The sequence below is a fragment of the uncultured Streptococcus sp. genome (genome assembly GCF_915066115.1).
GTDB lineage: Bacteria > Bacillota > Bacilli > Lactobacillales > Streptococcaceae > Streptococcus.
This window is the reverse complement of the sequence record NZ_CAJZDT010000063.1, coordinates 1-10,537: the sequence shown is the minus strand read 5'-3', so window position 1 is coordinate 10,537 and position 10,537 is coordinate 1. Positions and strand designations below refer to the sequence as shown.

Genomic DNA, 10,537 nt, shown 5'->3' with positions numbered 1-10,537 from the left:
AAAACAGACGCCAATCAGTTTTGTAAGGCTTTATTTTTTAGTTGTCTAGTTCGCTAACTCTTTAGCTTACGAATATTATTTTAAAACATTTGACTAGAGATGTCAAGGAGTTCGCTAACTTTTTAGATAATTTTTTAAAAAGAAAGGGGGAAAGGAGAATGGTAGAGCCTTTCTTAATTGGCTTTGTTTTCGGTAGTTTTCTGTGCTACATTGTCGCTACTCTGATAGGTGCTGTATTGGACTTTAAACTTCAGAAGTGGCAACAACAAAGCGATAAAAGCAATCCAACCTGTAAGGATTGAAAACTGTAATTCTGTAAGAGTCAAGGTAGCGACAGCTATCACTGCAGTCGCTAAACCTACAGATGAAATGTAAGTTGTGATTTGTGTATAAACTTTATCAGGTATCAATTTTCTATTTCGTCCACATGAAATACAGTAATAAATTGAACCGAAAAATACAAAGCAAAGAATAAGAACGAATACAATAGCAAGGATTCTTTGTTCTGTAAAAGCTTTCAAGAAATCTGTTAATAGTGAATCAGAAATAGGATAGAAGGTAGTAAAAAGGTGAAATCCTACGATAACTGTCGAAATCGGAACTAGGACACCATATAAGACGATTTCCTTTAGATAGTGAAAAAATGAAGATTTCATTATTCTCCTCCAGTCGTTTTTATTTTAATTATATCAAATTTAGAAAGGAAGAATATGAGTAAAGAACTAAAGATAATCAAGGCTAAAATTAAAACTCGTTTGATTGAGTTGGATATGACTCAAGCCGAATTGGCAAAACAAGTACCTGTAGCATCATCAGTTATTTCCGAGCTACTGAAATATGGAAAAGGAAGTGATTATGTGAAAGAAAAAGTCGTAGATATTTTGGGTATTGAAAACCCTTGGAGAAATCACTGAGAGGTCCGTACATGCAAGCGAAAATAATACTGAATTGGCAGAAGAAAAATCACCAACTTAGTCAGATGATGATCGATAGTCTTGAGGGACTAGATGTTTGGGAAACTATTTTAATACTAGGAAAAGTAAGAAGAGGAACATTATGAACGAAATTTTTAATTTTCAAGGACAGGAAGTCCGTACTTTGACAATTGATGACGAGCCTTGGTTTGTCGGTAAGGATGTAGCGGATATCCTAGGATATAGCAAGGCTAGAAATGCGATTGCTCTTCACGTTGATGAAGATGACGCCCTAAAACAGGGCCTCATAGATAACTTAGGAAGGGTTCAAGAAACTATCATCATCAACGAATCAGGTCTCTACTCTCTTATCTTATCCAGCAAATTGCCTCAAGCGAAAGAGTTTAAGCGCTGGGTGACTTCAGAGGTCTTGCCAGCCATTCGCAAGCAGGGTGGATTTATCCGTGAGGATTTGGACGAGGATGCTTTTATTGCTCTGTTTACTGGCCAGAAGAAGTTGCGTGAGCAACAAGCGACTATGCTGGAAGATATTGACTATCTTAAGAGTGAGCAACCGATTCATCCAAGCTATGCTCAATCGCTCCTGAAGAAGCGCAAAGCTCGTGTCGTGGCTTGCTTAGGTGGTATTGATAGTCCAGCTTATGCGGATAAGACTTTCGCTCAGTCAGTCTTTAGACAAGCTGAGATTGATTTCAAAGACCACTTTAACATTAGTCGCTATGATTTGCTACCGAAGAAGTTTGCAGAAGCTGCTCTTGCTTACTGGATGACGTGGGAGCCAAGCACAAACACTAAGATGAAAATCATGAAATTGAATTCATTTGACGAAATCTAGAAAGGGGAAGAAGATGGACAATGTTCTACTTTCACTATCTGAATGGATTAAATCCATTATCAAGGACACAATCACAAGGCTAGTCGAAATAGAAAAAGATAGTGATCACTATCCAGAGTTGATGGATGTGAACACTACCTGTGATTTTCTAGGAATTAAGTATGCCACATTTTCAGATAATTATCGTTACTTAAAGGGATTTCCAAAGGAATTACCTGGTAAGAAATGGTCAAAAAGAGCCATCAAGGAATGGCTCTCTAATCAAATATAATAACTTTACTAAAAGGCTTCTGGACAAGGTCTTAGCAAAATTATTTGACTATATTATAGCACAAAAAGAGGATAAAAAACATGAACAATTTACAAATTATCGCAGTAGGCACAGTAGTATCAGTAGTATTGATTGAATCGCTGATGATGAATATCAAGCTTAAAATGGCCATGAGACAGAAAAAGAAGATTAAATTTCAAGCGCCACAATTTGAAAAAGGGTTTATCGACTTTAAAACAGGTCGCCGTGTGGATATTGATCCCGTGACACGAAAAGAAACATTTGTGGATTAGTAGAGAAACGGAGGGTATCAATGGTAGTTAAAAACAAGCGATACTACTGGATTCAACTAGCTCAGGATTTTTTCAAGTCCAAAGAAATGAAATTGCTTCGTAAAATTGCAGGTGGCGATACGCACACTATCATCTATCTCAAAATGATGTTGATTAGTTTAGAGGATGGCGGGCACATCTACTATGATGGACTTGCTGACAATCTAGCTGAAGAAATCGCTCTTGTTATTGATGAGAATGTTGAAGATATTAAAATCACTTTGATTTTCTTGGAGAGTAAGGGATTGCTGACTAGAAAAAATGATAGAGATTATTTCTTAGAACAGGTTCCTGAGATGGTTGGGAGCGAAACGGCGAGCACTCGTAGAAGTCGCAAACATAGAGAGTCGAGGGGGTTGCATTGCAACACCATTGCAACAACTTGCAACGGAGATATAGATATAGAGAAAGATATAGAGAAAGATATAGATATAGATATAGATACAGAGATAGAGAAAGATGTAGATGAAAATCCAGTCTCACTCATCGTCGAAGAATATCAATCTCGTATTGCTCCGTTGGATGGAACTCAATTTGAAATCTTAAAAGAGTTCATCACTTTGGATGGAATGGAAGCGAAAGTTGTTCTGAAAGCAATTGGTCTTGCTGCTGACAATGGTAAAAGAAATTTCAGTTATATCAGAGCGATTTTGACGAATTGGAAGAATGATGGAGTTTTGACGATTGCAGCAGTCGATGAACGTGAGAGAGCGTACAAAGAAAGTAAAATCAGCAAACGTCCAGGTAATCAGAAATCAAATGTTCCTGAATGGTCACAGCCTAACTATGTCAACAATACCAGTGATGAGACTAAGAAGGAACTCGAAGAGCGTAAACGTGAACTACTTGAAAGGCTTGAAAACAGAGGTAGCTAATGTTTATTTTAAAGCATGGGACAAGAGAGGATAAGCCGTTTCTGAGATCTGTGGTTATCGGAGTGACTGGCTTGGACATTTCGTGTTCTGAGGAGAAGAAAGCATTGCGGTTTATCTCTCGGGCGGCAGCCTTACAAGTTGGCAAGGCATTGAGGGGTTCCTTTGGAAATTTTTACCCAGTCGAGGTGGAGTGATGAAAGATATTAGAATACTAGATGCGTGTTGTGGTTCTAGAATGTTCTGGTTTGATAAACAAGAGCCACACACAATATATATGGATAGACGTGAAGAGGAATTTGAGATTCACAAAAAGAAAATCAATGTTAAGCCAAACATTGTTGCAGATTTTCGAGATATGCCATTTGATGATGAAACATTTAACCTTGTTGTATTTGACCCACCACACCTGCTATGGGCTGGTCAGAAATCATTCATGCGTGCGCAATATGGACAACTAGACTTGTTGACTTGGAGATTAGATTTACAACAAGGTTTTGAAGAATGTTTTAGGGTCTTGAAAACAGGGGGAACACTTATTTTCAAGTGGTCTGATGCTCAAGTAAATGTTAAGGAAATTTTGGACTTAGTCCCACAACAACCACTTTTTGGGCAACAGCGTGGGACAACTCACTGGATGGCTTTTATGAAATTTTAGGAGGTATTGATGTTAAATCTTTACTTCGTCTATAACGGGCACTGTCAATTCTTCCTTGGGACGTTTAATAACGTTGATGATCTCATTGAACGGATGGAAGACCATCAATGGGCATTCTCGGCTATCACTCACCCAAGATTTCAGAAGTACATCGGAAAGCGGACAACACGATTCGACTACGGTGCTAAGGATTGTTATTACTTAGCGACAAAATCAACGTGCCGAGAACCACGTTAAAAGCGAGCTAGAATATGCGTCAATCGGTCGTGTGACCTGGACGAGCGACTGCCCGTATTTAGCCAAACTCACACACAGAGGCAGTCGTATTTTTTGGAAAATAATATGAATGACATTAAAGAAAAAGCTCTGGCTAAGTTGCTGGAGGAATTAAATCAACCACATGATACCGCACTTGACCGTGTTCATAACTGGATATGCGATCAGGAGGATGAGGAATTATTTAAAGGAATCTTAAAAGAGCGATACTCTCTGAAGTGTGCTTTAAGCCATGCTAAAGAAAAAGCTCGTAAATTTGCTGAAAACGGAGTCGCTTGTATCGATGATGCTACTGTCTTCAGATGGGTTAGAGAGTACTTTATCTCAAATTCACAAGTATCTAACATCCAGCAGGTGCCTGTTGAGCCCGTCAAGAAGAAAAAGGAAGACAAATCTCAGGCTTCTCCTGAAGAAAAGGTTGATGTCGCCAAAATTAGGAAAGGCGCTGGTCCAGATGATGATATCATCATGAAACCTAAAATTAAGAAAGAGAAAGGAGTAGTCGAAAAGCAAATGAGCATTTTCGATTTCTTGGATGAATGAAACATGAACAATGCAAGCGAGAAGCCGATAGACGATTGAAACCACCTGCAAACTTCTGGAACTGGTGCTATTCGCAAATCACAACGTATAAATGGACCAATAAGGACAAGACCATAATTGCTTCAGATTTGAACCTTGGTCATTGTATTGAAAAGCGACTGACAAAGTCGTCACGGCTCACTTTTTATGACAAGACTTACTTTTTCTCTATCATTCTCAGCACTTCGAAACGTATCGAAATACAATCTTATGAATTCAGGTCGAAGTTGGTTGAAGGAAAACAATTTATCGATTGGCATTTTACAAATTTGGAGCGATTCGAAAATGACAAACATGTGAAGATTGGCCAAGATTACAACGGACAATTTTATCCGTATCTTTTCGCTAATTTCTTTAGCGGAGGATATTATACAGGTAATATATTCTATCCAAACAATTGGGTTGAAAAACTTAAAAAGGTATCTGAACTCAAATATTTGAAGTTCGGGAATATTTACTACTGGGAAATTGAACGGCTTTACAAATATAAGTTTGAAATTGAATTTGCTCAGAAAATTCATGCTTATAGATTAGCCAACGAAATCATGTATCCAGATTACAGAATTGGATTTACAAGAAATGTAGATATGCGAACCTTGAACCGCAGATGGCTGCAAAAGAACAAACAATTCTTTAAGAACTCGAATCGTAGTTTCAATGAATTTGAATTGAGCCGTCGATTAAAAGAACGGAACGGCCAACTAGTGCCTGGCATTGAGTCTTATCTGACTTACCACGATATCAAGCATATACCGAAAGGTATCGGGATCAATAAGTTTCAGAATTGGGTTATCAAGAATCATATTGACTTCAATGAATACCTTGACTATCTCAAGATGCTACGAGAAATGGGCATTGAGCCTGAAGGTGATGCTATGCTTGTACCAAAGGATTTTACGGCAATGCACAATCACACAGTCGGATTATACAATCAATTCGTCGAAGAAAAACAAAAACTGGAAGATAAGAAGAAACGCAAGCAACTTGAAGCTGAATTTAAACTCAGAGAAGGAATGGATAAGACCATCCAGGGATACGCATTCCATGTCCCTAGAAAAGTGGCCGAGCTTATCTATGAGGGCAAGAAGCTACATCACTGCGTAAGCTCATACACAGACAAGCATTTTAAAGGTAATACCTTAATAGTGTTTGTCCGTTTATCAAACCAACCTAAAACACCTCTGTACACACTCGAAGTAAGACAGGGGAAAATAGCCCAATTTCGTGGCAAATATAACCAAGATGTACCAGCTGAAGTCTGGGATATAGCCAAAGAATGGATGAAGCAAACGAAATTAGTACAAAAATCAGCGTAGGAGGTGGAAGGATGAACCTTAGACAAAAACGAAAACACTATAATTATTCGTATAGATATTTTATAGCCTGGCTAGTTGTCGATGATAAAGTTCAATTTGCTGTATGTCCGAAGAAATTTAAGAAAACACTCAAGCAAAAATTAAAGGTTAATAAAACCTATGACTACGCTGAGTGCTGCAGAAAATTTTTTCTTCTTGAAGAATATCACGGTGAAATGCCGAAATTTATGAGAATTATAAGAGGTGCAAGATGATACCAAAATTTAGAGGGTTATCCATTGACGAAAATAGCAAAGGAGAATGGCAATACGGACATTTAATTGAAGATAGAGGAAGAGCATTTATTATCAACGAAGTGGTAGAAGCTAACGAACAATACATTACTATAGGTTCTTGGTGTCCTGTAAATATAGAATCAGTAGGACGTTTCACAGGGATGTTTGACAAAAATTTACGGGAGATATACGAGAAAGATGTTTTTGGTACAAAAGATGGTTTGTTAAATGGAATTATCGAATATAGAGAAGATTTAGGAATGTTTGTAAACAGCTTGATTAGATACAACAATTTTGAACGATTGTGTAATGTGGCTAATTCAAGAGAAATCATCGGAAACGTCTATGAAAATCCAGAGCTTTTGGAGGAGAAGGAATGAGATATTTTAAAATCCTATGTGTTGTTTTATTCGCATCCTTCCTCGTAGCATGTCACCAGATTTCGAGTGGGACAGTAGTAGATAAGTACATTGATGAACCTCACACCACATTCATACCCGTGGTGTCTGGGAAAAGTTCAGTACTTGTACCAACAAGAACCCAAAGAAGATATATTCTAGTCGTTTCAGGTTATGCAGGGAATAAGCGAGTTGAAGAAAGATTTGAAGTGACAGCTAAGGAATACAAACACTATGGAATTGGCAATACTTTTATACAGGATGCCGTTTTAGAAATCGAAGGAGATAGAGAATGAACATACAGGGACTAATTGAACGCTATGAAAAATTTAAAGCTAGCAAGAAGAAATTGACCTCGGTTGATTTGGTTTTGAAAGACTTACGGTCTTTAGACGAACCAGAACCGTTGCCGTTCAAATTAAAAGATGTCGTTCGTCGAATTAGAGGGTTTGATCCAACAACTCAAACCAGATGGCTTAATGACATTCTTAAAGAATTAGGGGACGACTACGGTTCAATGAAATATCGCAGTGGTTACGAGCAAGGCAAACTTGAGGGAGCATGGGTTGGTAATCAATTGAAGGATGCTGATAAGATTCGGCAAGAATTGAATATACCAGTAATTCCGCAGTTTGTGGCGGATTTTATAACAGAACAGAAAAAACTGGGGTATACATTGTCCTATTCAATAGACGCAAGTATGTCTGACAGAGTTGCAGAATGGTATTGGGACAACTCCGAACTTTTCGCACTAGCTTGGATATTAGGCTACAAGGTTAAGAAGGAGAAGCGGTATACAGTTAGAATTAAAGGAGTTGAAGAAGATAACGCATTCTTGAATTACTATGCACCAAGAAATGAATGGTTCATGGATAGCGGTTGTGATATGAAAGATATTCGTGCATTTCACACCCGAAAAGAACTAGAGGAATCCGGTTTTGGTGAAGTGTTTAATAATCCATTACTTGAAGTTGAGGAGGTCACAGAATGAAACGTTTTATCGCAATCTGGATTTTATTGTCTGCTGGATTAAATATTTGGCAGAGTATCCACATAAAAAAACTAGAAGCAAAGCGTCCGATTGTCGTTTATAAAGCTGACAATCAAGGAGCAGAAATCAAAGGCAGAATATCACAAAAGGAGAAGATTGGTGACATGTACACTGTTACATTGCAAAATTACGGAATATTCGTAGTTACTCAAACAAACTATGAATCTCTTAAAATAGGAGATGAGGTAATATTGTGATGGCAAAGTACAAGAAACCAACTTACATCATTATTCAAGAAGCAATGGCAGAGCGCATTAGATTTTTGGAAGATGAACTGTATAAAAGGGCCTATAAGGATATCGAGAAACTAGAAGCTCAAAATGATTTCTTAAAAGGTCTTTGTAATAATCAACTTGAAATTATCATGGATTATGAATGGAAGCAGATGCAAGAGCAGGCTAGAATCATAAAAGCTAATACTAGAAAATGGAGAGTAAGATGCAGCTAAGATTAAAAGAGCTTAGAGAGGACCTAGGTATCTCTGTCAAAGATATGGCCAGAGATACAGGTGTCTCTCAAAATACAATCCATTTGTATGAGAGAGGTGGATATCCTTCAATCAAACAAATTGAAATGATTGCTAAAACCTATGATGTAAATCCTGCTTGGCTTGTTGGGTGGATAGATGATGAAATGATGCCTGCAATCCAGGTAGTTGAAAAAGTGGTCTATAAAGAAAGTCCAACAGCAAGATTGACAGATTATTTTAACAATAATAACGATGGCAAGCTTATCAAGTGGAAGCAGTCACGAAGATATCAAGGGGGTAGGAATTGAAGAAATTAAGCGACGAAGACCTCAAAACATTAGACAGAGAACTTTTCAAATTTCAAAACATTCAACGGACAATAGATTTGAGAAGGCTAGAACTAGAAACTCGAAATCCAGATTCTCAAAGTGGGCCCAGCGTAGGAATAAGCAAACCTACCGAAACAATTGCAATCAGAATAGCGGATGATCCAACCTTAAAATTTCTCGAAGGATTCAAAGGGATTATTAACAAACTCCTGATCAATCTAGTTGATGAGGATAAGGAAATCTTTAATCTGCGCTGGAGATATCCTCAACTGAGATGGGAAGAAATAGCAGAACAGAAATTCATGAGCAAAGCTACAATCTATCGACGTAGAAGGATTATCCTAGAGCAGTACGCTATTTTGAAAGGTGAGCTATAAATAAACATGAGACAAAAGACATCTTGAAGTCTCACAAAAAAAGGGTTATTATGATAGCATGAACTTCTGAAACAAAAACACACATCACACTTTAGGAGTCATCCTTAATTCTAGTCAGAAAAGTTGTCCAACAGAAGTATCGTCAAGAGTCAGCAAATGCTGGCTTTTTGTTTTGGGAAAGGAGGTAGAATATGGAATTTGTATCACCGATAAAAGATAATGACGACATTCAGGCAATGAAAGATTATCTCAGAGAGTGGAATGAGATGTATTATATGCTATTCATCACAGGTCTGAATACTGGTTTGCGAGTCGGAGATATACTTACCTTGAAAGTTAAAGATGTACAGGGATGGCACATCAAGCTGAGAGAACGGAAGACTGGCAAGCAGATAACAAGACGGATGACAAAAGAACTCAAGAAAGAAATGAGAAGATATGTCGAAGACAAACCATTTCATCATTTCTTATTCAAGAGTAGGCAAGGGAAAAATAAAGCAATCACTCGTGAGAGAGCCTATCAAATTATTCATGAGGCTGCTGAAGAACTTGGCATTGATAATGTTGGAACACATACAATGCGAAAAACGTTTGGTTATAAATATTACAACAAGACAAAGGACGTAGGGACATTGCAGAAAATGTTCAATCACTCATCACCTGCAATCACTCTGAGATACATAGGGATAGAGCAAGCAGAGCTTGATGACGCACTACGGAACTTTGTCATTTAATTTTTTTAGATATTACTTTCACATAATGAGTTAAGCATAAAGTGAAAAAATGAAACTCTTTAAAACCTATGATTAGTAAGGGTTTGAGATTTAGAGTGAGTTTAACAAAATATAAGATATGTGAAGGTGAGGGATAAAATTGGTATAGTTGGAGGATGAAACATTGGGATTATTTTTAGGATATCTAGTTGTCTATTTTTTAACCTTAATTTTTTTAGTCGTTATTTTTGATTGGGGGAAAAGTGATGTATTAAAGTTAGTTGAGAACGGATTGATATTTCTTTTCTTACCACTCGTATTTGTTTTTGTATTGGCCTATGATTTTATAAACAAAATAAAATGAGACAAAAGGCATCTTGAAGTCTCACAAAAAAAGGTTTATTATGGTAGCATAGATTTCTTGTATGAGGAGGGGATAGGTCAAAGGCCTGTCCCTTTTGGCATTGAGAAAGGAGGTTTGAGATGTATAACAAACCTATCAGACCATCCTTGAAATCTAAGAAGTGGGAGAAGTTCCGTGATAGGATAATGCGTAAGCATGATTATCTTTGCCAAGAAAGTTTGCGTTACGGAATTTCTGTTCAAGCTGAAATGGTACATCATATCTTTCCTGTGTCTGAATATCCTGAACTTGAATTTGTTGAATGGAATTGCTTGCCATTGACGAATAAGAAACACAATACGTTTCATGATAGAGTGAATGATAGAGTAATCAACCAAGGATTGTATTGGCAGAAAAAAAAGAAAAAAATTTTTTAAATTTTTTCAAAAATGAAAAATGAAAATTTTTAGCCCCCCCTCTTTTTGCAAAATCATTTTGTCAAGTC

21 protein-coding genes are annotated in these 10,537 nt (G+C 37.3%); 20 read left to right on the top strand and 1 reads right to left on the bottom strand.

Translation table 11 applies throughout. The features are described from left to right. Positions 1-173: 173 nt before the first annotated feature. Positions 174-656 (bottom strand): hypothetical protein, encoded by a 483-nt coding sequence (locus tag QZ565_RS05630; protein WP_295526754.1) that lies wholly within the window; start codon positions 654-656, stop codon positions 174-176. Between the two features lie 54 nt (positions 657-710). Between QZ565_RS05630 and QZ565_RS05625 the strand changes: the two genes are divergently transcribed. The 20 genes from QZ565_RS05625 to QZ565_RS05530 all read left to right on the top strand — a co-directional run bounded on the left by QZ565_RS05625 (position 711) and on the right by QZ565_RS05530 (position 10,469). Next, complete coding sequence (locus QZ565_RS05625; RefSeq protein WP_261079961.1) at positions 711-914, top strand: XRE family transcriptional regulator; 204 nt, start codon at positions 711-713, stop codon at positions 912-914. Positions 915-1,056: 142 nt separating this feature from the next. Beyond that, positions 1,057-1,770 carry an ORF6C domain-containing protein gene (locus QZ565_RS05620; protein ID WP_295526749.1) on the top strand — a complete coding sequence of 238 codons (714 nt, stop codon included), beginning with the start codon at positions 1,057-1,059 and terminating at the stop codon, positions 1,768-1,770. Between the two features lie 13 nt (positions 1,771-1,783). Next, complete coding sequence (locus QZ565_RS05615) at positions 1,784-2,041, top strand: hypothetical protein (protein WP_000370958.1); 258 nt, start codon at positions 1,784-1,786, stop codon at positions 2,039-2,041. Positions 2,042-2,121: 80 nt separating this feature from the next. Then, on the top strand, positions 2,122-2,334 hold the full coding sequence (locus QZ565_RS05610; protein WP_295526720.1) for a hypothetical protein: 213 nt from the start codon (positions 2,122-2,124) through the stop codon (positions 2,332-2,334). Between the two features lie 20 nt (positions 2,335-2,354). After that, the gene (locus QZ565_RS05605; RefSeq protein WP_295526717.1) at positions 2,355-3,248 is read left to right on the top strand and encodes a phage replisome organizer N-terminal domain-containing protein; all 894 of its coding nucleotides are present in this window, start codon (positions 2,355-2,357) and stop codon (positions 3,246-3,248) included. After that, positions 3,248-3,442 carry a hypothetical protein gene (locus QZ565_RS05600; protein WP_295526714.1) on the top strand — a complete coding sequence of 65 codons (195 nt, stop codon included), beginning with the start codon at positions 3,248-3,250 and terminating at the stop codon, positions 3,440-3,442. Before QZ565_RS05605 ends, QZ565_RS05600 begins: the two co-directional genes overlap by 1 nt. Then, positions 3,442-3,903, top strand: coding sequence for a methyltransferase domain-containing protein (locus QZ565_RS05595; protein WP_295526711.1), 462 nt, complete (start codon positions 3,442-3,444; stop codon positions 3,901-3,903). Before QZ565_RS05600 ends, QZ565_RS05595 begins: the two co-directional genes overlap by 1 nt. A 9-nt stretch (positions 3,904-3,912) precedes the next feature. Further along, the gene (locus QZ565_RS05590) at positions 3,913-4,140 is read left to right on the top strand and encodes a hypothetical protein (RefSeq protein ID WP_295526708.1); all 228 of its coding nucleotides are present in this window, start codon (positions 3,913-3,915) and stop codon (positions 4,138-4,140) included. Positions 4,141-4,245: 105 nt separating this feature from the next. Then, positions 4,246-4,722 (top strand): Cas9 inhibitor AcrIIA9 family protein, encoded by a 477-nt coding sequence (locus QZ565_RS05585; protein WP_247939128.1) that lies wholly within the window; start codon positions 4,246-4,248, stop codon positions 4,720-4,722. After that, positions 4,719-6,077 (top strand): PcfJ domain-containing protein, encoded by a 1,359-nt coding sequence (locus QZ565_RS05580; RefSeq protein ID WP_295526698.1) that lies wholly within the window; start codon positions 4,719-4,721, stop codon positions 6,075-6,077. Before QZ565_RS05585 ends, QZ565_RS05580 begins: the two co-directional genes overlap by 4 nt. An 11-nt stretch (positions 6,078-6,088) precedes the next feature. Continuing rightward, entirely contained in the window at positions 6,089-6,331 is a 243-nt protein-coding gene (locus QZ565_RS05575; RefSeq protein WP_265491765.1) for a hypothetical protein, read from the top strand. Beyond that, complete coding sequence (locus QZ565_RS05570; protein ID WP_265491764.1) at positions 6,328-6,732, top strand: YopX family protein; 405 nt, start codon at positions 6,328-6,330, stop codon at positions 6,730-6,732. Before QZ565_RS05575 ends, QZ565_RS05570 begins: the two co-directional genes overlap by 4 nt. Next, positions 6,729-7,046, top strand: a complete 318-nt coding sequence (locus QZ565_RS05565) for a 3-dehydroquinate synthase (protein WP_295526693.1) — start codon at positions 6,729-6,731, stop codon at positions 7,044-7,046. The genes QZ565_RS05570 and QZ565_RS05565 overlap by 4 nt, the downstream gene beginning before the upstream one ends. After that, a complete protein-coding gene (locus QZ565_RS05560; RefSeq protein ID WP_295526690.1) occupies positions 7,043-7,741 on the top strand; it encodes a DUF1642 domain-containing protein in 699 nt (232 codons plus the stop codon). Before QZ565_RS05565 ends, QZ565_RS05560 begins: the two co-directional genes overlap by 4 nt. Further along, a complete protein-coding gene (locus QZ565_RS05555; RefSeq protein WP_295526687.1) occupies positions 7,738-7,998 on the top strand; it encodes a DUF1372 family protein in 261 nt (86 codons plus the stop codon). The genes QZ565_RS05560 and QZ565_RS05555 overlap by 4 nt, the downstream gene beginning before the upstream one ends. After that, entirely contained in the window at positions 7,998-8,249 is a 252-nt protein-coding gene (locus QZ565_RS05550; RefSeq protein WP_295526684.1) for a hypothetical protein, read from the top strand. The genes QZ565_RS05555 and QZ565_RS05550 overlap by 1 nt, the downstream gene beginning before the upstream one ends. Further along, complete coding sequence (locus QZ565_RS05545) at positions 8,240-8,578, top strand: helix-turn-helix transcriptional regulator (protein WP_295526681.1); 339 nt, start codon at positions 8,240-8,242, stop codon at positions 8,576-8,578. Before QZ565_RS05550 ends, QZ565_RS05545 begins: the two co-directional genes overlap by 10 nt. After that, positions 8,575-8,976: a transcriptional regulator gene (locus QZ565_RS05540; RefSeq protein WP_265491758.1), complete on the top strand. Its 402-nt coding sequence runs from the start codon at positions 8,575-8,577 to the stop codon at positions 8,974-8,976. The genes QZ565_RS05545 and QZ565_RS05540 overlap by 4 nt, the downstream gene beginning before the upstream one ends. Before the next feature lie 191 nt (positions 8,977-9,167). Continuing rightward, complete coding sequence (locus tag QZ565_RS05535; RefSeq protein ID WP_049505458.1) at positions 9,168-9,710, top strand: site-specific integrase; 543 nt, start codon at positions 9,168-9,170, stop codon at positions 9,708-9,710. Positions 9,711-10,172: 462 nt separating this feature from the next. Next, complete coding sequence (locus tag QZ565_RS05530; RefSeq protein WP_295526677.1) at positions 10,173-10,469, top strand: HNH endonuclease; 297 nt, start codon at positions 10,173-10,175, stop codon at positions 10,467-10,469. Positions 10,470-10,537 lie beyond the last annotated feature (68 nt).